At 56.8% G+C, this 20,493-nt stretch carries 18 protein-coding genes, 1 tRNA gene and 1 pseudogene; 14 read left to right on the top strand and 6 right to left on the bottom strand.

The window, feature by feature from the left end; genetic code table 11:
• The first annotated feature begins 9 nt into the window (after positions 1–9).
• The 4 genes from RZ517_RS05935 (at position 10) to RZ517_RS05920 (ending at position 4,085) form a co-directional block, all read left to right on the top strand.
• Complete coding sequence (locus RZ517_RS05935) at positions 10–1,092, top strand: ABC transporter permease (RefSeq protein ID WP_338550545.1); 1,083 nt, start codon at positions 10–12, stop codon at positions 1,090–1,092.
• Positions 1,092–2,012, top strand: a complete 921-nt coding sequence (locus tag RZ517_RS05930; protein WP_338550543.1) for an ABC transporter permease — start codon at positions 1,092–1,094, stop codon at positions 2,010–2,012. Before RZ517_RS05935 ends, RZ517_RS05930 begins: the two co-directional genes overlap by 1 nt.
• Before the next feature lie 27 nt (positions 2,013–2,039).
• On the top strand, positions 2,040–3,110 hold the full coding sequence (locus tag RZ517_RS05925) for a BMP family ABC transporter substrate-binding protein (protein ID WP_338550542.1): 1,071 nt from the start codon (positions 2,040–2,042) through the stop codon (positions 3,108–3,110).
• Positions 3,111–3,269: 159 nt separating this feature from the next.
• On the top strand, positions 3,270–4,085 hold the full coding sequence (locus tag RZ517_RS05920) for a class I SAM-dependent methyltransferase (protein ID WP_338550541.1): 816 nt from the start codon (positions 3,270–3,272) through the stop codon (positions 4,083–4,085).
• Between the two features lie 66 nt (positions 4,086–4,151).
• Here the strand turns inward: RZ517_RS05920 and RZ517_RS05915 are convergent, their stop codons facing one another.
• The gene (locus tag RZ517_RS05915; protein ID WP_338550540.1) at positions 4,152–4,793 is read right to left on the bottom strand and encodes a Hint domain-containing protein; all 642 of its coding nucleotides are present in this window, start codon (positions 4,791–4,793) and stop codon (positions 4,152–4,154) included.
• Between the two features lie 170 nt (positions 4,794–4,963).
• Between RZ517_RS05915 and RZ517_RS05910 the strand changes: the two genes are divergently transcribed.
• From RZ517_RS05910 to RZ517_RS05900, 3 genes are all read left to right on the top strand, one after another.
• On the top strand, positions 4,964–5,629 hold the full coding sequence (locus RZ517_RS05910) for a DUF938 domain-containing protein (RefSeq protein WP_338550539.1): 666 nt from the start codon (positions 4,964–4,966) through the stop codon (positions 5,627–5,629).
• A complete protein-coding gene (locus RZ517_RS05905) occupies positions 5,626–6,420 on the top strand; it encodes a GH25 family lysozyme (RefSeq protein WP_338550538.1) in 795 nt (264 codons plus the stop codon). Before RZ517_RS05910 ends, RZ517_RS05905 begins: the two co-directional genes overlap by 4 nt.
• 101 nt (positions 6,421–6,521) lie before the next feature.
• Entirely contained in the window at positions 6,522–7,133 is a 612-nt protein-coding gene (locus RZ517_RS05900; protein WP_338550537.1) for a DUF937 domain-containing protein, read from the top strand.
• A 58-nt stretch (positions 7,134–7,191) separates the two neighbouring features.
• Here the strand turns inward: RZ517_RS05900 and RZ517_RS05895 are convergent.
• From RZ517_RS05895 to RZ517_RS05880, 4 genes and pseudogenes are all read right to left on the bottom strand, one after another.
• Positions 7,192–9,694, bottom strand: a pseudogene (locus RZ517_RS05895) (GcvT family protein).
• A 144-nt stretch (positions 9,695–9,838) separates the two neighbouring features.
• Entirely contained in the window at positions 9,839–11,524 is a 1,686-nt protein-coding gene (locus RZ517_RS05890) for a hypothetical protein (protein ID WP_338550536.1), read from the bottom strand.
• Between the two features lie 90 nt (positions 11,525–11,614).
• On the bottom strand, positions 11,615–13,396 hold the full coding sequence (gene ggt / locus RZ517_RS05885; protein ID WP_338550535.1) for a gamma-glutamyltransferase: 1,782 nt from the start codon (positions 13,394–13,396) through the stop codon (positions 11,615–11,617).
• Entirely contained in the window at positions 13,393–14,379 is a 987-nt protein-coding gene (locus tag RZ517_RS05880) for a 2-hydroxyacid dehydrogenase (RefSeq protein WP_338550534.1), read from the bottom strand. Before RZ517_RS05880 ends, ggt begins: the two co-directional genes overlap by 4 nt.
• A gap of 104 nt (positions 14,380–14,483) precedes the next feature.
• Here RZ517_RS05880 and RZ517_RS05875 point away from each other — a divergent pair, with 104 nt between their 5' ends.
• The gene (locus tag RZ517_RS05875) at positions 14,484–14,981 is read left to right on the top strand and encodes an SH3 domain-containing protein (RefSeq protein WP_338550533.1); all 498 of its coding nucleotides are present in this window, start codon (positions 14,484–14,486) and stop codon (positions 14,979–14,981) included.
• Positions 14,982–15,076: 95 nt separating this feature from the next.
• Positions 15,077–15,151, top strand: a tRNA-Gln gene (locus RZ517_RS05870).
• A 136-nt stretch (positions 15,152–15,287) separates the two neighbouring features.
• On the opposite strand, the gene RZ517_RS18390 is transcribed toward RZ517_RS05870, so the two are convergent.
• Positions 15,288–15,437, bottom strand: a complete 150-nt coding sequence (locus tag RZ517_RS18390) for an HNH endonuclease (RefSeq protein ID WP_422395571.1) — start codon at positions 15,435–15,437, stop codon at positions 15,288–15,290.
• 245 nt (positions 15,438–15,682) lie between these two features.
• Between RZ517_RS18390 and RZ517_RS05860 the strand changes: the two genes are divergently transcribed.
• From RZ517_RS05860 to RZ517_RS05840, 5 genes are all read left to right on the top strand, one after another.
• Positions 15,683–17,122, top strand: coding sequence for a primase-helicase family protein (locus RZ517_RS05860; RefSeq protein ID WP_338550531.1), 1,440 nt, complete (start codon positions 15,683–15,685; stop codon positions 17,120–17,122).
• Positions 17,103–17,486 carry an HNH endonuclease gene (locus tag RZ517_RS05855; RefSeq protein WP_338550530.1) on the top strand — a complete coding sequence of 128 codons (384 nt, stop codon included), beginning with the start codon at positions 17,103–17,105 and terminating at the stop codon, positions 17,484–17,486. Before RZ517_RS05860 ends, RZ517_RS05855 begins: the two co-directional genes overlap by 20 nt.
• 615 nt (positions 17,487–18,101) lie before the next feature.
• Complete coding sequence (locus RZ517_RS05850; RefSeq protein ID WP_338550529.1) at positions 18,102–18,794, top strand: hypothetical protein; 693 nt, start codon at positions 18,102–18,104, stop codon at positions 18,792–18,794.
• A 1-nt stretch (position 18,795) separates the two neighbouring features.
• On the top strand, positions 18,796–19,314 hold the full coding sequence (locus RZ517_RS05845; protein WP_338550528.1) for a hypothetical protein: 519 nt from the start codon (positions 18,796–18,798) through the stop codon (positions 19,312–19,314).
• Between the two features lie 32 nt (positions 19,315–19,346).
• Positions 19,347–20,420, top strand: coding sequence for a hypothetical protein (locus RZ517_RS05840; protein ID WP_338550527.1), 1,074 nt, complete (start codon positions 19,347–19,349; stop codon positions 20,418–20,420).
• The last annotated feature ends 73 nt before the right edge of the window (positions 20,421–20,493 follow it).

The following is a 20,493-nucleotide window of genomic DNA, read 5'->3' as shown; positions in this document are numbered from 1 at the left end:
AGATCCGGTATGATCCGGCTTGAAAAGCGCCCCCAGCCGTCGCGCATCTGGTCCTATCTGGCGCCTGTGGGTGCTGTGATCATCACTATGCTCGTTGGTGGCGCCCTCTTTGCCGTCCTGGGAAAGGACCCTGTTGAGGCCATTCGCACCATCTTCTGGGATCCGGTGTTTGGCGAGTTCGCCTTTTATTACCGGCCTCAGCTCTTGGTGAAAGCCGCGCCTCTGATCCTAATCGCCATAGGTCTCAGCCTTGGGTTCCGCGCAGGCATCTGGAACATTGGGGCCGAGGGACAATACATCATGGGTGCGTTGGCGGGCGCTGGCGTGGGCCTTGCCTATTATCCGCTTGAAGCGGCGTATATTTTTCCACTGATGGTCATTGCCGGGGCTTTCGGCGGTTGGGCCTGGGGCATGATCCCAGGGATTTTGAAGGCCCGGTTTGGAACCAATGAAATCCTCGTCTCGCTCATGCTCGTTTACGTGGCCGAACAGCTCTTGGCCAAAATGGCGCTTGGGCTTTTGCGCAACCCCGACGGGCGCGGCTTTCCCGGTTCGCGCAACCTGCAGCAATATCCCTCTGCTCATAATGCCGAGATTTTTGCGGGCACGGGGGTACATTGGGGCGTGGTCGCGGCCCTGATCGCGGTCATCTTCGCCTATGTGCTCTTCACCCGGCATCTACTGGGGTTTCAGATCAAACTCACAGGCCAAGCGCCCAAGGCCGCGCGGTTTGCCGGTGTGAACCCTGCCCGTCTGACACTGATCTGCTTGGGACTGTCCGGAGCCTTGGCCGGTCTCGCAGGCATGTTTGAAGTCTCGGGGCCCGCGGGACAAATCAACATCGACTTCAACGTGGGCTATGGCTTCACCGCCATTATCGTGGCGTTTCTGGGCCGTCTGCACCCGGTCGGAATTCTTCTGGCCGGGCTGTTGCTTGCACTGACGATCATCGGGGGTGAGAACGCCGAATCCAATCTCGGCCTGCCCGCTGCGGCGATCCAGATGTTTCAGGGGATGCTGTTGTTCTTCCTTTTAGCGGTTGATGTACTGACGAATTACCGGCTGCGCTGGAAAACGGCGGAGGTGGCATAATGGACCTCTCCTCAATCAATCCCACGCTCCTTCTGGCATCCCTCATCGTCGCCTCGACACCCATCCTGCTGGCCGCATTGGGCGAGTTGGTGGTTGAGCGCGCAGGCGTACTCAACCTCGGGGTTGAAGGGATGATGATCACCGGTGCCATCTGTGGCTTTGCCATTGCAGTGAATACCGGCTCGCCTTTTGTGGGCTTTATCGCTGCGGCGATGGGCGGAGCTACGCTGGCCTTTCTCTTCGCCATCCTCACGCAGTTTACGCTGGCCAATCAGGTGGCCTCAGGTCTGGCGCTCACGCTCTTCGGGCTCGGACTCAGCGCGCTTCTGGGACAAGGTTATCAGGGGATCAAACCACCCGCCACGGCCAGCCTTGATATACCTATCCTGTCGGACCTACCTGTCCTGGGCCCAATCCTCTTTTCACATGACCTTATGGTTTATCTTGCATTGGCGCTGGTGGCAGCCGTCTGGTTTGTGCTCAACCGCACCCGCGCGGGCCTGATCCTGCGCGCCGTTGGCGAAAACCACGGTGCGGCCCATGCCCTGGGCTACAAGGTCATCCGTATCCGCATCCTCGCCATTCTCTTTGGCGGGGCCTGTGCCGGCTTAGGCGGCGCGTATCTGAGCCTTGTGCGCGTGCCCCAATGGACCGAAGGTATGACTGCCGGGTCGGGATGGATTGCCCTGGCCCTCGTGGTCTTTGCCAGTTGGAAAGCGGGGCGCGTACTGCTCGGCGCCTGGCTTTTCGGCGGGATCAGTGTGCTGCAACTCAATCTGCAAGCCGCAGGTGTTGCCATTCCAGTGGAATATCTCAGCATGTCGCCCTACTTGATCACGATCCTCGTGCTGGTCATCATGTCAGCCGACAAATCCCGCGCGCCCGGATCACTGGGCCGCACCTTTCACGCCTCGGATTAGGGGCCAATTCAAACAGGGAGTATCTGCATGTCCTTAACCCGTATACTTACCAGTGCTGTTGTGGCGCTTGGGATGGCTGGCGCGGCCGTCGCCGAAGACAAGACAAAGGTTGGCTTTATCTATGTCGGCCCGATCGGTGATGGCGGCTGGACCTATGAACATGATCAGGGGCGTCTCGCCGTAGAAGAGCATTTTGGCGACAAGGTTGAGACCGTTTATCAGGAAAGCGTGCCCGAGGGTGCCGATGCTGAGCGGGCAATCACGCAGATGGCCTTGCAAGGGGCGGATCTGATCTTCACCACGTCGTTTGGGTATATGGACAGCACGATCAACGTGGCGTCGAAATTTCCAGATGTGAAATTTGAGCACGCTACTGGTTTCAAGACCGCCGACAATGTGTCGGTGTATTCCGCGCGTTTTTACGAAGGCCGCGCCATTCAGGGGCACATCGCTGGTAAGATGACCAAGTCGAACGTCATCGGCTACATCGCGTCCTTCCCCATCCCCGAGGTCATTCGCGGGATCAACGCAGCTTATATTCACGCCAAGGCGGTGAACCCGGATGTCGAGTTCAAGGTGATCTGGGTTTACACATGGTTTGATCCGCCAAAAGAGGCGGACGCGGCCACGGCTCTGATTGATCAGGGCGCAGACGTGATCCTGCAGCACACAGATTCCACCGCGCCTCAGGCGGCGGCGGAAAAAGCCGGTGTGATTTCCTTTGGTCAAGCCTCTGACATGTCCGAATACGCGCCGTTGCCACGGGTGAGTTCGATCATCGACAACTGGGCGCCGTACTATGTCGCGCGCACGCAAGCGGTGATTGATGGAAGCTGGGAAAGCACTGAGACCTGGGACGGCATTGCGCCCGGCATGGTCGAGATTGGCGAGATTTCCGACGCTGTGCCGGAAGATATCAAGGCCGAGGCACTGGCGATGAAAGACGCAATCGCGTCTGGTGAATACCACCCGTTTACCGGGCCTCTGAATAAGCAAGACGGCACACCCTGGCTGGCCGAAGGCGAGGTGGCCGACGACGGCACGCTTTTGGGCATGGATTTTTACGTTGAGGGGCTGACGGCGGAAATTCCGCAATAGGTCAAAATACAGCTTTTCACTTGTGAAAGTCCCACGGGTCGCGTGGGGCTTTTTTTGCTCTTTTCCGGACGTAGGATCTGACATTCAGGTTGGACACAAAATCTGCTACGTTCGAGGCAGGCGAACAGGTACGATACTCGACACCGGAGAGCCAAACTGATGAAAATTTCTGTGACACCCGAAGAATTAGCGGCAGGCCGAGGGTATGAAGCTTTGTTTGTTCCTGCGCTCTTTTCTGCTTGGCCCAGTCACATCCTGAATAGCGTGGATATCCAAACCGGTGCACACGTTTTGGACGTCGCATGTGGGACCGGTGTGCTTTCAAGGCATGCGTTAGCCCATGTAGGCCCAGAAGGACAGGTCGTTGCTGTCGATCCCGCACCCGGCATGCTGGCCGCAGCGCAAGAGCTTGAATCCCGCATCGACTGGAGGTTGGGCCGCGCAGAAGATTTGCCGGTGGATGCGAACGCATTCGATGCCGTGCTCTCTCAATTTGGGCTGATGTTTTTTGAGGACAAAGTAAAGGCATTGGAAGAGATGCATCGCGCCTTGAAACCAGGCGGTTACCTGTCTCTGGCCCTTTGGCATTTCGTCGATCAAAACCCTATTTATGGCGATATTGCCGCTCTGCTGGATGAACAAGTCTCAAGCGCCGCAGGACACGCGGTCAGGTTGCCCTTTTGTTTGGGAGAACCAGACGCGGTCGCAGACCTCGTATCGCAGGCTGGGCTGCACGACATCCGCTTTGAGACGAAAACCAATGAGGCACGGTTTCCCAGCACAAGAACCATGGTCGAAGCGGAACTTCGCGGTTGGCTACCGCTGTTTGGCATCAATTTGAGCGAAGACAAAATCGAGAAGGTACTTTCAGAGGCCGAAGCAAGGCTCGCGCCCTATGAAGCAAATACGGGAGAAGCCTTGTTCCCGACGACGGCTTACATTATGACCGCCCGCAAATCTGAACGGCCGTTGTAACTGCGTAAATATATGAATTTAGACTTGGCCTGCCATCTATTCGGCCAAGTCTAGCGCGTTGAGGCCTTACGCCGTCTGCGCCAGATACGCACTCGCGCGGGCGACGGGCACCGACAGGCCAGGATAGGCACAACGTCGGCTGCTGAGAACCGGGAAGAGTTCTTTCAACGCCTGCTGAGCCGAGACATCCAGAAGGTTAAGCGCCTTGGGAGATGGTAGGAAAGATTCAACCGGAAGCCCTTCGGCGGTGATCACTTCGTGCTGATCAAAGACCACGTTGTAGTAAGTTACTTCCTCTGCGGTACGCTCGGCAAAGGCCTTGTCACTGTTATGCGCCACTCCGTCGACACGCATCAGGCAGCCTTGATTGTCTTCTGATCCGGCAATGCGGTAGCCGGGAATGAGAACGCGGTGACCGCTGGCTATGCGCAGATCGCGCCCAGGCATCATCGGACCAATCGCGCGAGTCTTGAGACGGATTGGGGCAAGTTCAGGGTGCGCGCGCATCTCGTCTGCGGTCACGGTCCAGCTCCAGATCATGCGCACAGGCTGTAAGCCGTTGTTGCGCGTCACAACCATGTCGCCCGGATTGAGCATCTCGATGCGACGTCCACCAAGCGGCGTGCGCACATTGGCCTCGCCACAAATCCCGGTCAGATACCGACGGTTGGTTTTTGTCCGTGCAGTGATCGAAGCGACATAGCCCATGTGAAACTCCCATTCGTCCTCAGCTATTGTTGAGAATTCTAGGTCAATGCGCCGCATTTGGGGTCGAAGTAGGGAATTCCTGTGCCGAAAGCCGGGTTTTCGCCACTTTTCAACGCTGCGACAAGCTTTAGCATAGGCACAAAGCTCTTAATCAACCGTGAAGGTCTCTGATGCCAGACTCCCCGCCTCCACCGCGCATCTCTGTGGCGCATGCTGATGAAGAGGGGCGCATGCATGCTCCTGCTGCCGAGCGCAACGCCGATGCCATCGCGGCTTTGCTTCAAAAACACGCGCCGCAAGACGGGCATGCGTTGGAAATAGCCAGCGGCACGGGCCAGCATGTAGCGCAATTTGCGCGCGTTACGCCGGGGCTTATCTGGCACCCCACTGATGTGGCCAAAGACCGGCTGGCAAGTATCAACCTTTGGGCGCGGGAGACTCACCTGGGCAACATTGAACCATCGGTTCACCTTGATGCCACCCTGCCCGGTTGGCACGCGGATCACAGGCAGACTGCGCTCATACTTCTTGTAAACCTGCTGCATCTTATTTCGACGCCGAAAGCGCGCATTCTGATCTCCGAGGCCGCTCAGGCCTTGGTGCCTGGAGGCAGATTCATCTTCTATGGTCCGTTTCTACGGGACGGGTCTGCGACGTCAGAAGGAGATCGGCGGTTTCACGCAAGTTTGCAGGCGCAGGACCCGGAGATTGGGTACAAGAACGACGCCGATGTGGTAGCTTGGGTCAAAGCCGCCGGATTACAGGTTCATACCATAGAAGACATGCCGGCCAACAATCTGGCCTTTGTCACCGAAAGGCCTAAGGAGCAGCGATGAATTCTTGCCGAGCATGGCTTTTAAAAATATGTTTTTTATCTATATTTTTCATTTCCTTAGTCGCTTTCTCCACAGACCAGGCGAGCGCTGATACAACCCCTCCCAAAGGCTTAAAATACGGCGATAGCGACCCTGTATCCTGGTCTGGTCGCGCGCCATCACGATACGCCATCCATGGCCTTGATGTTGCGCGCTTTCAGGACGCCATCAACTGGCGGCGCGTGAAGGCGGCGGGCATATCCTTTGCCTTCATCAAAGCGACCGAGGGCGGCGACCTTTTGGACCCACGGTTCAACGAAAACTGGCGCAAGGCCGGGCGCGCAGGTGTGCCGCGCGGGGCATATCATTTCTACTATTTCTGCACGCCGCCCGAAGTACAGGCGCGGTGGTTCATTCGCAATGTACCCAAGCGGCGGGGTGCGCTTCCGCCGGTGCTTGATCTGGAATGGAATCCATTTTCGCCCACCTGCACCAAACGCCCCTCGGGTCGCGAGGTTAGGCGGCAGGCGAGGGTGTTCATGGACATGCTCGAACGCCACTACGGCCAGCGCCCGATCATCTACACCACGATAGAGTTTTATCGCGACACGGGTATTGGCCGACTCAACGAAGAGTTCTGGCTGCGGTCCACAGCCAAGACGCTCGACAAAACTTACCCCGGACAGCGTTGGAGTTTCTGGCAATACACCGGCACAGGCCGCGTTCCGGGTGTTGAGGGGGATGTGGATATCAATGTTTTTGGCGGCAATCGCGCCACTTGGAATCGATGGCTCAAAGCGCGTGCGCGCTAAGGCAATCCAACGCTTATGCGGCAAGGCATCCTGAATTCCCCTTACAATACGGGCGTGTTTCGCCGACCTTGTATTCAGATTTCTTTAACTGAGGGGATGCAATGTCACTTTTGAAATTATTGGAGCAGGCTCAGGGCGGCCAGGGATTGATGCAACTGGCGCAACAATTCGGGCTGGATGATGAAAAGGCTCAAAGCCTGACACAGATGCTGGCACCGGCGATTGGTTCGGCCGCCAAGCAACGCGCGCAGAAAGGCGGCGCAGCGCAGGTGCTGGAGGCGTTTCGTGGCGAAAGCCAGGCGGGGCTTTTCGAGGATGCACAATCCGCGGCAAGTGCGGGTGGTCAGGCGCAGGGGATGGACTTTCTGCAAAACCTGCTCGGCGGCAAGACCGAAGCCGACGGACTGGCGCAGGAGGCCGCCCAGCGAAGCGGTATTGACGCTGGCACCGTGGCGCAATTCCTGCCAGCATTGGCAGCGATGATCCAGGGCGGGCTGCAGAAAAACATGCCGGATGCTTCGATTGACGGCATGTCCGCTGGCCTGATGGGAAGCTCTGAAGGCGCAGGCGGCGGCATCATGGGCCTCGTTGGAAGTCTCATGGGCGGCGCGAAGGACAGCGAAGGCGGTGGTCTTGGGCCGCTCTTGCAAATGCTCGATGCCGATGGGGATGGCTCTCCTATGGACGACATTCTTGAGAAATTTATGAAGTAACCTGCCTTAGAGACAGGAAAAACGAAGCCCGCGCGCACACCGCACGCGGGCTTTTCGTTTAGCCGTCTTTGCGGATGACCTCGTTCTTCGGGTCATACGGGCTGTCACAGGTCACAACCGCATCCCAGAGCTTGTCCTGTATTTTGACGCGCAGCTTTGTGCCCTCCACCGCCAGTTCCGGTGGCACATAACACATGCCAATGGACTTACCGAAATGCACGGAATAGCCGCCTGAGGTCAGGCGACCGACGCGGGTGCCGTCGTCGGTGTAAAGCGCTTCGCGGCCCCAAGGGTCGGCATCGTCCGGGCCGTCAATCAGCACCGTACAGCACTTCACGCGCACACCGGTTTCCACCAGCTTGGCCTTGCCGTGGAAGTCTTTTTCAAGGTCAACAAAGCGCGGCAGATCAGCCTCGAGCGGCGTAGCATCGCGGCCCAGTTCGGTGCCAAATGCGCGATAGGATTTTTCCTGCCGCAGCCAGTTTTGCGCTCGCGCGCCAACCAGCTTCATGCCGTGCTTTTTGCCCGCGTCTTCGAGCAGATCGAAAAGGTAGTTCTGCATCTCGATGGGGTGATGCAGCTCCCAGCCCAGCTCGCCTGTATAGGCCACGCGGATCGCATTCACGGGGCACATGCCAAGCTCGATCTGGCGGGCGGAAAGCCATGGGAAACGCTTGTTCGAAAGGGCCGTGGCCGGATCGGCGTCCTTGATCACCTCGTTCAACACATCTCGGGACTTCGGACCGGCGATGGCGAAGACACCCCACTGCGTTGTCACATCCTGAATTTCGATGTAGCCGAACTCGCCCATCTTATCTTCGGCGGCCTTGCGCAGGAAATCGGCGTCATATTCCGTCCAAGCGCCTGCGGAAACGCAGTAAAATTCGTTCTCAGCCTGCCGCACGATGGTGTATTCCGTGCGCGTTGTGCCGTGCGAGGTGAGCGCGTAGGTCAGGTTGATCCGCCCCACGCGCGGCAGCTTGTTACAGGTGAACCAGTCGAGGAACGCTGTCGCACCGGGGCCTTTGACAATGTGCTTGGTAAAGGCGGTGGCGTCGATCAGGCCCACGCCTTCACGGATGGCTTTCGCCTCTTCCACTGCATATTGCCACCATGCGCCACGCCGGAATGAGCGGCTGTCATGGTCAAAGCTGGCTGGCGCATCCAACGGCCCGTAGTAGTTGGGACGCTCCCAACCGTTGACCCAGCCAAACTGTGCGCCGCGTGCTTTCTGGCGATCATAGGCCGGGGCCGTGCGCAACGGACGGCAGGCCTCACGCTCTTCATCCGGGTGGTGCAAGATGTAGACGTGGTTGTAGCACTCTTCGTTCTTGCGCGCCGCAAACTCGGTGGTCATCCAGTTTTGCGAGTAACGCTTGGGGTCAAGCGAGGCCATGTCGATCTCGGCTTCGCCTTCGACCATCATCTGCGCCAGGTAATAGCCGGTGCCGCCTGCGGCGGTGATGCCAAAGCTGAACCCCTCGGCCAGCCACATGTTGCGCAGGCCTGGGGCCGGACCGACCAGTGGATTGCCATCCGGCGTGTAGCAGATGGGGCCGTTGAAATCATCCTTCAGCCCTGAGTCCGCGCAAGACGGCACGCGCTCGGTCATCGCCATGTATTGTTCTGCAATCCGATCAAGATCGAGCGGAAAGAGATCGGCGCGGAAACTGTCGGGGACACCATGTTCAAACCGCGCAGGCGCACCCACCTCGTAGATGCCCAGGATCCAGCCCCCGCTCTTCGCGTGCATAGGACTGCGAGTCCGCGTCGCGCACCACGGGGTGCTCGGGATTGGTTTTGCGCCATTCGACTAGCTCGGGGTCTTTGTCCATGACGATAAATGTATGCTCCACCGGGATTGCCGGCATCTTGATGCCCAGCATCTTGGCGGTGCGTTGTGCGTGGTTGCCGCTTGCAGTCACCACATGTTCGGCAGTGATCACCACCTGCTCGTCAGAGGGCACAAGGTTGCCGCCCTGCTCGACCATCTTGGTGCAGGTGACTTCCCAATGGGTGCCATTCCAGTGAAAGGCATCGGCTTGCCATTTGCGTTCAATCATCACGCCGCGCTGACGTGCGCCTTTGGCCATAGCCTGCGTGACATCGGCGGGATTAATGTAGCCATCTTCGGTGTGATAAATCGCACCTTTGAGGTCATCGGTGCGAATGAGCGGCCAGCGTTCCTTGATCTGATCCGGTGTCAGCCACTCGTAATCCACATCGCAGGTCTCAGCCGTGGACGCATAAAGCATGTACTCGTCCATGCGCTCTTGGGTTTGCGCCATGCGCAGGTTGCCCACAACCGCGAAACCAGCATTCAAGCCGGTTTCTTCCTCAAGTGTCTTGTAGAAATCGACGGAGTATTTGTGAATGTGGGTCGTCGCATAGGACATGTTGAAAAGCGGCAAAAGCCCTGCGGCATGCCAAGTTGACCCCGATGTCAACTCGTCGCGCTCCAAAAGCATCACATCGTCCCAGCCTGCTTTGGCCAGATGATACGCAATCGAGGTGCCAACGGCACCGCCACCAACGACTAGGGCTTTGACTTGGGTTTTCATGAAGCGCGACTCCCTGCAGACTTGCTGGCAGGATATTTACCACGCCTGCGTTCGCAAGGCGGGTCTACCCGACGCAAGGATGCGCAAAAGCGACGCGACGCGCCTGTGACGGGCACGCCGTGTCACGAATTCATGTGAAATCCCTTAGTTGCAGAAGCTTCCGACGCAAGCACTGCCGGAGTTTGAGCCATTGGACAGCTTCAGACGTGACGGCTTTGGCGCGCTTTGCTGTTGCACCTGCGGTTTCAACGCAGGCTCTTCGCTTTGCCCCGTCAGGCGCTGAATGAGAGCGGCCATGCCTTTGACCTCTTCATTTGTCTTGGTCGCATCGCATTCGAGACGATACCGCGCCCCTTCGTAACGGCAGCTGTTTTCGGCCAGACCGTGCTGACCCTCAAAAACCCGTGCCGCGAGTGCAAAGCCCATGCGCATTTCTGCCGCTGACGAGCCACGCTTTTCCATGAAGGCGTCCAACTCGGCAGGGTCTACGGACTTGGAATACACCATACCTTCCTCTGCGTCAGAGGCTGCTTGGTCGATTTCCATCATCACGGCACCCGGGGACCGTGCCCCGCCTGTCGCGGCCTGATCGCCTGTAATTCCAGCTGTTGCAGCGGCAATCTGGGACGACAAAGTTTCCGTGGAATTGTTGCTTTCGCTATACCCGCCCAACTCACGGGCTAGCTCAGGCGACATTTCCGGCGCTTGTTCTTTGTTGGCTTGTGCTTGCGCTGCTGATTCAGCATCCGCAAAGGCGACGGCTACGTTGACAAGTTTGCCCACTTCGGCAGAAATCTCAGTCGCTGATTTGCCTTCCATCAAGGCCGCAATGGCGGTGTGATACCCGACATCAATCAAGGAGTTGAGGTTCATTTGCTTGCCGCCTGTGATATCGAGCAACCCGTCACCGCCATAGCCTTGGGTGTAGGTGTTCACTATCATCGCCGTAGCATCCATATTGGCCATGCGATACTGCGCCTCGGTGGCGCGCAGTTGCAGAAATTCAGAGCGAAGGTCGTGCATTTGTTTTGCCACGGCGACTTCGCTCAGGTCTTCGTCCAGCACCACGTCATTGCCGACGGTCGCCATGGGCTGAGGCAAGAGCGCGTTCAGACCGTCATAGTCGATATTTGCAAGGATTTGGCGAGTCGACTCAGTAGATGCATTAGCATGTACCATGATCTGCGCTTCGTGCCCAAAGCCAAGCGTCGCGTTGAGCACACGGAAATGGTGGGGACGTTTGCCATCCATCCCGAACTGCTCGACATATCCCACACCGCCGATCACTGCATAGCCTTTTTCAGACTCGCCAAAGTTGAAATTGATCCCTTCAATTGTGGCGGCGACCAAACCGATCATTGAGTTGCTGCTGGGACGCTCATAGAGCTTTACTTCGACATAGATGGCTTCGGAGCCGTTTTCATAGACCCAGCTGCGTTCGGCGCGTTTGCGATCCTCGGCACGTTGCTCACGGGCATTCATCGTTTCCAGAAGCGACGCTCCAACGTTGTTGTTCGAAGACGCAGGTTTGTACGGCATGACAGATGCATTATCGCCTTCGGTCAAAGACCGGCGTGTCCAGCCTTCTGGTGCTTCAGGTAGATATTCCTGGGCTCCGCGCTTCCAGGCAGTCTGACGTTCTTTCTCAGCCTTTTCCGCAGCTTTGTCTGCGCTTGCCTGTGACATTCGGTCGGAATAAGAGGCAAAATACGCATCTATCGGCATTTGACCCAAGGCATAGCCGCCTTTGGTGCTTTGGGTGTAGTAGTCAACGCCTGCCACCGCGGTCGCAGCAACACAGACAAAGCCAAGAGAATAAACGTTAAACATGCAGATCGCTCCGGAATTCACATTTGTGTGAGATTTGGCCTGCAAATCTGGCAATTTTTCGGTCACGCCGGGGCGATTTCCAGGTTTGGTTTACTCACCCAAGGCAATGCCCTCTCGGCGCGGGTCGGCACCACCCATCAGTCTTTCGCCGATAGAAATGGCGTGAATGCCTGATGTCAGATCCCGGAAATTCACCTCAAAACCCAGTGTTTCAAGCTCTGATGCAAGAAAGGTTGCGGATGTTCCGGCCTCAATATCATAGACACCAAAGCGGTTGATCAGATGCGGCAGAGACACCGCTGTTTGCACGTCCATTCCCCAGTCCAGATGTGCGATGATTGTTTTGGCCACGTAGCCGATGATACGACTTCCCCCGGGACTTCCGACAACCAGAACTGGCTTGCCATTCTCAAGAACGATCGTGGGGGCCATAGAGGATCGTGGCCGTTTGCCCGGTTCTACACGGTTGGCTACAGGCACTCCGTCGCGATGACTGGTAAAAGAGAAATCCGTTAGTTCATTGTTGAGCAAAAATCCCCGGACCATGAGGCGCGATCCAAAAGCGTTTTCAATCGTTGTCGTCATTGAAAGCGCATTGCCGAAGCGATCAACTATGGAGATGTGCGAGGTTGAAGGCTGCTCAATCGGATCATCGGGTGCAAGATTTAGGGAATGATCAAATTCCGGGCGGCCCGGGCGTACGGTTGGCAATGCATCATCGCCTTGCAGCAACCCCGAGCGACGGGACAAATAAGCCGGATCGATGAGGCCCTCAACGGGTACAGGGACAAAATCGCTATCGGCCATGTAAAGCCCACGATCTGCAAAGGCCAAGCGGCTGGCATCCCCAATTAGGCGCCATGTTTCTGGATTGCTTGGGCCAAGTTGGGCGATATCGTTCTGCACCAAGAGTCCCAGAATTTGCGCGACCGTCAGCGCACCAGAAGATGGTGGCCCCATGCCGCAAACGTTATGACCTCGATAAGGCGCGCAAACTGCGGGGCGTTCCTTGACGCGGTAGATCGCCATATCCACGCCACTTAGGACATCTGGATTACCTGCTGCGTTTTGTACCGCCTCGACGATGTCCCGCGCGATATCGCCAGTATAAAACGGCTCGGGCCCTTCTTGTGCCAGGATGCGCAGCGTATTGGCATAGGCCGGGTTTTTCAGAAGAGTTCCCTCGACAAGCGGCACTCCTCTGGGAACGAAGTATTTCGCGGTGTTGGAATTCAGCGCCAGCCGTTCCGCATCACGTGCAACCATAAGGGCCATGCGTGGCGAGACAGCAAAGCCCTTATCGGCAAGGTCTATCGCCTCTCGAAAGAGACCCCTCCAACGCGCCTTGCCCCAGCGCGCATGCGCCTCAGCCAAAAGTGCAGGCACGCCGGGAACTCCAACGGACCGCCCGCCAATCACAGCGTCAAAAAACTCTAATGGCTCGCCGTTTTCATCCTGGAAAAGGCGCGGCGTCGCTGCCAAAGGCGCTGTTTCACGACCATCCAATGTGATGATTTCGCCTGTTTGACCGTCGTACCAGACCAAAAAAGCCCCACCGCCCAGCCCAGAACTCTGAGGTTCGACCAGACCCAAGACGGCCTGCACGGCTATCATGGCATCCGCCGCCGTGCCACCATCGCGCAAAACCCGCGCCCCGGCCTCTACTGCTAAGGGGTTGGCCGCCACGACCATCCAGTCTTGCGCCTCGACGGGCCGGCCTTGCGCCTTGGCATCTTGAGCCTCTGCCGCAGCTCCGGACAACACCAACGCGCCAGCCCCTGCAGCCTCAGGTGCAACAGCATCCGCTGCTTCTTGAGCAAGGGTGGCCTGCGCCCAAAGCAGACAGGCAAACAGCGCGACCAGACGCGTCATAGCATTGAGGGCACGACCTGATCAGGCGGGCGGTGCCCATCGTCAAAGGTCTTGATGTTCAGAAGAACTTTTTCACCCATCTCGACCCGGCCTTCCATGGTCGCCGAACCCATATGCGGCAAGAGCACCACGTTCTTGAGCTCTCTGAGCCGCGGGTTTGCGGTGTTTTCCTGCTCGTAGACGTCGAGACCCGCCCCTGAAATCTCGCCCGAACGCAGCATCCGTGTCAGAGCGTTTTCATCAATGACCTCTCCGCGACTTGTATTCACAATGACCGCCTCTGGCTTCATCAGTTTTAGCCGCCGTGCATTCATCAGGTGAAAAGTCGAGGGGGTATGCGGGCAGTTCACGCTGATCACATCCATCCGCGCAACCATCTGATCGAGGCTCTCCCAGTAGGTCGCGCCCAGCTCCTGTTCTATCTCTTCGCGCAAACGATGACGGTTGTGGTAATGAATTTGCATGCCAAACACCGCCGCGCGTCGCGCCACGGCCTGACCGATCCGTCCCATACCAAGAATACCCAGCCGCCGCCCCGCGATGCGCCCTCCGAGCAAGGCCGTAGGGGACCAGCCTTCCCAGCTTTCCGATTGCATCACAGCCAAGCCTTCGGGAATGCGCCGTGTCACGCTCAGGATTAGCGCCATGGTCATGTCAGCCGTGTCATCCGTTAGCACGCCGGGTGTGTTGGACACCAAAATACCTCTCTGGCGTGCTGTATGCACATCGATGTGGTCCACCCCGGCACCGTAGTTGGCAATGAGCTTGAGGTTCCCACCCGCCTGACCAACCAAACCCGCATCGATCTTGTCGGTGATCGTGGGCACCAGAACGTCAGCAGTTTTCATCGCCTCAACCAGCTCCTCGCGGGTCATCGGAGCGTCGGTCTCACGCAACGAAACATCAAACAGATCGCGCATTCGGTTCTCAACGACATCGGGCAAGCGTCGCGTAACAACAACACTTAATCGCGCAGATGGCATGGACCCCTCCTCATGTCTTCCAAAACGTCCGCTCAGATGCCACAGTGGCGCAGGAAAGACCGGGGCACAAGAACCCCACCCAATGAATGAGCAGTAAACAGGCCATGAATTTTAAATTAATCGTTGTTGCAGCAGGGTTTCTGCTGACCACAAGCTTGTCCGCCTTCGCTCAGGAGCGCGGACCGGAAACCAACCTGCCTTTGCCGCGCTTCGTGTCAATGAAAGCATCTGAGGGCAATGCAAGGCGCGGGCCAAGCTTGACCCATCGGATCGACTGGGTCTTTACGGTCAAAGATCAGCCACTCGAAATCACCGCCGAGCACGGTCACTGGCGACGTGTGCGCGACCGGGAGGGCGCAGGCGGGTGGATCCACTATTCACTTCTCTCAGGCGTCCGAACCGCCCTTGTCGAGAAAGACATGCTCGATATGCGCGCTACACCAGATGGAACCGCCATGGTGGTGGCGCATCTAGAACGCGGTGTCGTTGCGCAGATCGACGAATGCCGCCCGGAATGGTGCAAACTCAAGGCAGGTGGGTATCGCGGATGGGTGCCAAAATCGCATATTTGGGGCGTCAAAGAAGGCGAAGTTCTAGAGTAGCCCGACGCGCAGACAGCTAAGTTTCGCACGACAGGTTTTTTTGCCGAAGCGCTCTTGATCCATATGCGCGCTCGGAGTAATGAACGCGTCACAGATGGGGTGTGGCCTAGCGGTAGGGCAACTGTTTTTGGTACAGGAGATCGTAGGTTCGAATCCTACCACCCCAGCCAACCTTCCCGAGATTTGAACCGATAGACCGCGCGCAGGACACTCGGGCGGAAAGTGCCCCGATTGATGCCCCACGCAACGGGTGTCTCGGGTGTCCACTCGGATAACGCGGGAGGGCCTCGCTCACGCGATGCTGCGTCAGAGGAAGTTCGGATCGACCCCGTAGGCGGCGTAGTCCCAGTCGTCGTGCTTATTATCCGCCTGCGTGCCGATGATCAGGTGCTCCGGGTTGACGCAGAGCCTGTTGTGACACCGGTGGCGGACGACGTGGTGGCGTGACGCGATCACCTCGTTCAGCACGCAGTAGACGAAGCGATAGACCTCGTATTGGTGGCCTCGGAAGCGCACCTTGCGGGGCTCTAATACCCCCGATTTTGGCCCGAAAATCGCATTTTTCTAAGTCATTGATATCACGACATATTCTTCCAGGGGCCGTTTATAGAATACTTCCGATCTCGAAAATGTGCCTGGTGAGCGCTCATTTCGCCCGGCTCGGAAGGAGGTATTCCGCAAAACATTTAAAGGAAGAAGCATTGAAAAAAGATAATAAGCATATCAACGAAGATCACCTCGACAGACTGACCCGAGCGCTGTGCTCGTGGTTCGTCCGGCGGGACGGAAAGTACTACGCGGTCGGCAACGTCGGGACCAAGCTGTCCCGGCCCGACGTGGAAATGATCGCCCTCAAACGGTTCCAAGCGGAGTTTGCGGACATCAAGCTCTCCAGCGGACTGATCAGGCAGGTCTTCGACCTCGCGATCGACCGTCGGCACACCGAGGAAGATAAGAGCATCGCGGTGTGGAACGGCAAGGAGCGCTGCGCCCCTGAGATCGACGGCGCGATCATCGAGGAGAACGGCACCGCCGCCGTCAATGCCTGGAGCAAGCCCGACTATCGTCGCATCGATGAGGTTCAGGCGACACAGGGCATTGCGCGGACATTCTTCGAGGTGATGTTCCCGCGTGAGCCGGAGAGGGAGATGTTCCTTAATTGGCTGGCCTGGTGCTTGCAGAACGAGGCGGATAAGCCCAACTGGGTGCCCTTTCTCTACTCCGCGACCAAGGGCAGCGGGAAAAGCACCCTGTGCCAGCTCGTGAGCAGGTTGTTCGGCGAGCGCAACTCCGTCACCCTGAACAGCGTCGACAAGCTCACCTCGCGCTTCAACGCGACGGTGCTGACCAGTAAGCTGGTGGTCTGCGAGGAGGTGAACCTCAGGCAGGACTCGCCGCAGGGCAACACCTTGAAGACCTACATCACCGAGAGCCGGGTCATGACCGAGCGGAAAGGCCAGGACGCGCAGCAGACGGATCACCGATGCTGCTTTTTGCTCACGTCCAATCACCTGCCGCTGTGGATCGAGGCCGAGGATCGCCGATACTACCTGATCGACATCGATCACGACGGTCACGCGAACGGCCCGCACGCCGATCACTTCGCAAGGCTGGTGGAAGATCTCCACGCCTTCATGGCCGACGATCACTCGATTGCGGCGCTCTACCGCCACTTGATGGAACGTCGGATCGACGACGCCTTCTCAGCGAAAACCCTCAACATCGGACGGGATGCCACCGCGTTGATGCGCCGCGTGCAGGGAGCGTCGGAGCAGACCGTCAGGGCGCAGCTGCGGGAGATGCTAGACGAAGAAGGTTTCAAAGCCGTCACGGAGAGCCGCGTGGCGGACATGGTTCAGGATAAGTTGAAGCAGAACATCAATTCCACCCGTCACGCCATGACCGAGCTGGGCTGGTCCAAGTTCAACGTGAAGTGGGACGGCAAAGATTACGGTCGCGACATCTGGGTCAGCGAGGGCTACCGCGTCGAAGGCGGCAAGGTGAAAGGTCCGGACGGCTATTCCCAGTCGATCGGGGAACATCTCGCCAGACCGCTTCGCTCGGCGGACGACCGCATCACGCAGGAAGAACGAGTTGATCCACTCATGGGAGCATTCTTGAATGAAACACCAACGAATTGAGCACTTTCGCTTCGAGGACGAGAGCGAGGAACGACTCCGCATCTTGTTCGAGCAACATCACGAGGAGGCCCGTACGCGGGCCTTCGCACTCATCGAGGAGGCGCGTGAGGACGAGAACGGCTGTCTCGTCTCGGACACGGTCACGCCCCGCAAGGTGCGCTTCCGCGGCCATCAATACGAGGTCTATCGCTTCGTCTACTGCGTCCTGAACGAGGTGATCGCGTCACGCCACCACGTCGTCCGCCACCGGTGTCACAACAGGCTCTGCGTCAACCCGGAGCACCTGATCATCGGCACGCAGGCGGATAATAAGCACGACGACTGGGACTACGCCGCCTACGGGGTCGATCCGAACTTCCTCTGACGCAGCATCGCGTGAGCGAGGCCCTCCCGCGTTATCCGAGTGGACACCCGAGACACCCGCGCGTGGGGCATCAATCGGGGCACTTTCCGCCCGAGTGTCCTGCGCGCGGTCTATCGGTTCAAATCTCGGGAAGGTTGGCTGGGGTGGTAGGAGACGCTCAAAGTCGAAGATTTCCATCGCCCACCGCCTCCGCCGACCGCCTCAGGGGCACTTTCCGGGGGCATTACGGAGGGAAAAACGGACGAGAAGGGTGTTCAGGGTGCCGCTCACACGTGTCTGCGGAGCCGGCTCTCTCCCATGTCGTCTCACGTAGCCGCCCAGGACACCTCAACCGACACCGACGCCGCCTCTCGCGCCGACAGCCACCGGGGCCGCGCGGGAAGTGGCGCGAAAGGGACCGTCGTGGCGCAGCGGACGGGGAAACGTGTGAGGTGGCGGCGGGAGCGGCGCGCGCGGGGGAGAAGACGAGGGTTAGGGGAGGCGCGGCGGGAAGGAGCTTATGGGGGTGCGGGAAACAAATTAAGCATGTTTTGAGAACACCAAGAGTGACGCTGTGACATTGCAGTAAGTGACAAAACTCTTCAACAATGCAAAAAAGCGCTGTGGAGGAAGAGAATGGCTGTTTCGACAACACGCGATGTTACTGCGGCAGTTCTAGTGGGCGCATTTAACCCGTCGATTTTTCACCCTAGTTGGCTGGCGCTACATGAACTCATTTCCAAAGATGCGTTGTCAGCAGCAGAAACATTGGTTTCGCATCCAGACATATCGCGTTTTGAAGCAAACCATATGTCTTTTGACATTCAAAAAACCAGAGTTCTCATTAGTTGTGAATCAGACAAAGACGGACTGGTGCAAGATATGGTCAGATCGATTTTTGGCAACCTTCTAACCCATAGTCCGGTTTCGAGAGTAGGTATCAACAGAACAATCGATGTTTTGTGCGGCACTGAGGAACGTAGGGATGAGTTGGGCAAACACATGGCGCCCCAGTCTTCATGGGGCAATTGGGGAAAAGAGATTGCCGCAGCATCTGGCAAAAGACATGGTGGGATGCAAAGATTGACCATGAGGCAAATCCCGCGCCACGATGGAAGAGAAGGCCATTTTCAAGCGGATTTACAGCCACTAATTAATAGCAACGATGCGATACGGCTGGACTTCAACAGTGAACTTGTCGCAGGAAATCCCGACGAAATAGAAGGTGCGGGAAAAGCTGTGCAGTTGATAGAAGACTGTTGGGCGGCAGACCTTGAAAAGGCGAAATCCATTTGTGATGAAGTAGTTAGCATGGTTGAGGGTTTTTGATTTGAGCTATTCTAGCGCATCGTCACTGGACGACGACCTGTTTCTCGATGTTCCATACCGTTCTGCTGATCCGATCAATACAGTGGCAAATATTGCCAACGGCGAGCAAGATCGCAGCAGTGTGTCGGCGCGATACCTCATCGAAGAAAGAGTCCGATTTCCGGCCAATCCCTGGAAACTCCAAACTTTCTACTATCCAAAATCCAGTTGGGAAGGCATCGTTACATCTGTTGAAAATGGTGTTGTTCATGCTCGCATTAGTCCGAGGGATACCGCAAATCAAAACCGTTTGGACGAAATCGATTTTAACATAGACGAAGTACCCGATGGTGATCGTAATCTAGTAGTTGAGAATGCATTGTTCTATCTGAGCGTTGGAAAGAACAGAGTATCTGGTGGAATACCTCATTCTTCAGTTTCGATAGTTTTTCGCAGACCGCCAGCGTGGACGGAACGCGACATCATGCGAAGGCACAGTATTGCAGACGAAATCCTTCAACTCATGCGTAGTACCGATTGATGCATTAGGCGTTGCGCTTTGGATGGTGAGTTATGGCAGAGGCACCAGAATCTGACGAATTAGAGATATCATTATTTGGTCCGGCTTTTGGAGAAGCGCTGGTTATCCACTACGGGGAAGGCAAGTGGATTTGTATCGACAGTTGTATTGACGAGTCATCGGGGAGGCCCGCAACTTTAGTATACCTAGAAGGCATAGGTGTTTCTTTAGAAACACAGGTCAGTCATTTGGTATTAACTCATACGGACGGGGATCACGTTAGAGGAATATCAACGCTTTTTGCTGCTTGCGAACAAGCTCAACTAATCCTGCCTGCTGCTCTGGATGACCGTCATGCAGCGGCTTATCTGGCCAGTAATTGCGAGCCCGAAAACCCGAGACTCTCTGTAGGAACTAAAGAAATCGTCGCCATGCTGAGGATGCATGGAGAAAGAAAGAAAGCGAAACCTATCCATTTTGCTATTCAGGACAGAGCGATATTTGACGAAGACGACATCAAGCTAACGGCGCTCGCGCCCGATGATGTGTCAATTCGAAAGTATCTTGACTCGATTACGTCACACATTCCGGATGTTGGGACGATTGAACGACCTCCACCAAGTCTCAAGCCCAATCACTCATCGACGGTTCTGCTACTCGAAACTCACAACGGGTCTTACTTGTTTGGCGCTGATTTGGAGGAAACACCTAGCGCAGGATGGACACGTGTCTTGCAGAACTCAATCAGCTTTAGAGCCGCCAACAACTTCAGAGTTTACAAAGTTGCACACCATGGATCCAAAGGCTCCCACTGTGAGTTACTGTGGAAGACACTCAACAATCCCACATCTATCTTGGCGCCGTTTGTGCACGGTAGACATTCTATTCCAAACAGAGATGAAGCTAAGCTCATAATAGACCAATCGGCTAGAAGTTTTTCCACCTCGTCTATTAGAACGAAGAAAAAGAAACGTGCTTCGTCCGTCGATAGGAAACTCCGTCTACATGGAATCAGACGTAGTAGCGCTTTTCCATCAGGAGGCCAAATTCGCTACAGACTGTCAGCTACTGGCGTCGATCAAGTAGATTTGTTTGGAGCGGCGGTGCCACTTTCGCGCATATCTTGATTGATTTCTCACCTTTTTTGGCAACAACAATGTTGCCTGCAGTCGTTGGTCTTCTAAACGCACTGCTCAAAAC

The sequence above is a fragment of the Roseovarius sp. S88 genome (genome assembly GCF_037023735.1).
Taxonomy (GTDB): Bacteria; Pseudomonadota; Alphaproteobacteria; order Rhodobacterales; family Rhodobacteraceae; genus Roseovarius; species Roseovarius phycicola.
Note: the sequence above shows the minus strand (reverse complement) of the source record. Positions and strands in the feature narration are given on the sequence as shown.

What these genes read in the sequence shown, in the direction of transcription:
- RZ517_RS05935 (WP_338550545.1), top strand. Translation starts at nt 10, where the DNA reads ATGATCCGGCTTGAAAAGCGCCCCCAGCCGTCGCGCATCTGGTCCTAT.
- RZ517_RS05930 (WP_338550543.1), top strand. Translation starts at nt 1,092, where the DNA reads ATGGACCTCTCCTCAATCAATCCCACGCTCCTTCTGGCATCCCTCATC.
- RZ517_RS05925 (WP_338550542.1), top strand. Translation starts at nt 2,040, where the DNA reads ATGTCCTTAACCCGTATACTTACCAGTGCTGTTGTGGCGCTTGGGATG.
- RZ517_RS05920 (WP_338550541.1), top strand. Translation starts at nt 3,270, where the DNA reads ATGAAAATTTCTGTGACACCCGAAGAATTAGCGGCAGGCCGAGGGTAT.
- RZ517_RS05915 (WP_338550540.1), bottom strand. Translation starts at nt 4,793, where the DNA reads ATGGGCTATGTCGCTTCGATCACTGCACGGACAAAAACCAACCGTCGG.
- RZ517_RS05910 (WP_338550539.1), top strand. Translation starts at nt 4,964, where the DNA reads ATGCCAGACTCCCCGCCTCCACCGCGCATCTCTGTGGCGCATGCTGAT.
- RZ517_RS05905 (WP_338550538.1), top strand. Translation starts at nt 5,626, where the DNA reads ATGAATTCTTGCCGAGCATGGCTTTTAAAAATATGTTTTTTATCTATA.
- RZ517_RS05900 (WP_338550537.1), top strand. Translation starts at nt 6,522, where the DNA reads ATGTCACTTTTGAAATTATTGGAGCAGGCTCAGGGCGGCCAGGGATTG.
- RZ517_RS05890 (WP_338550536.1), bottom strand. Translation starts at nt 11,524, where the DNA reads ATGTTTAACGTTTATTCTCTTGGCTTTGTCTGTGTTGCTGCGACCGCG.
- ggt (WP_338550535.1), bottom strand. Translation starts at nt 13,396, where the DNA reads ATGACGCGTCTGGTCGCGCTGTTTGCCTGTCTGCTTTGGGCGCAGGCC.
- RZ517_RS05880 (WP_338550534.1), bottom strand. Translation starts at nt 14,379, where the DNA reads ATGCCATCTGCGCGATTAAGTGTTGTTGTTACGCGACGCTTGCCCGAT.
- RZ517_RS05875 (WP_338550533.1), top strand. Translation starts at nt 14,484, where the DNA reads ATGAATTTTAAATTAATCGTTGTTGCAGCAGGGTTTCTGCTGACCACA.
- RZ517_RS05855 (WP_338550530.1), top strand. Translation starts at nt 17,103, where the DNA reads ATGAAACACCAACGAATTGAGCACTTTCGCTTCGAGGACGAGAGCGAG.
- RZ517_RS05850 (WP_338550529.1), top strand. Translation starts at nt 18,102, where the DNA reads ATGGCTGTTTCGACAACACGCGATGTTACTGCGGCAGTTCTAGTGGGC.
- RZ517_RS05840 (WP_338550527.1), top strand. Translation starts at nt 19,347, where the DNA reads ATGGCAGAGGCACCAGAATCTGACGAATTAGAGATATCATTATTTGGT.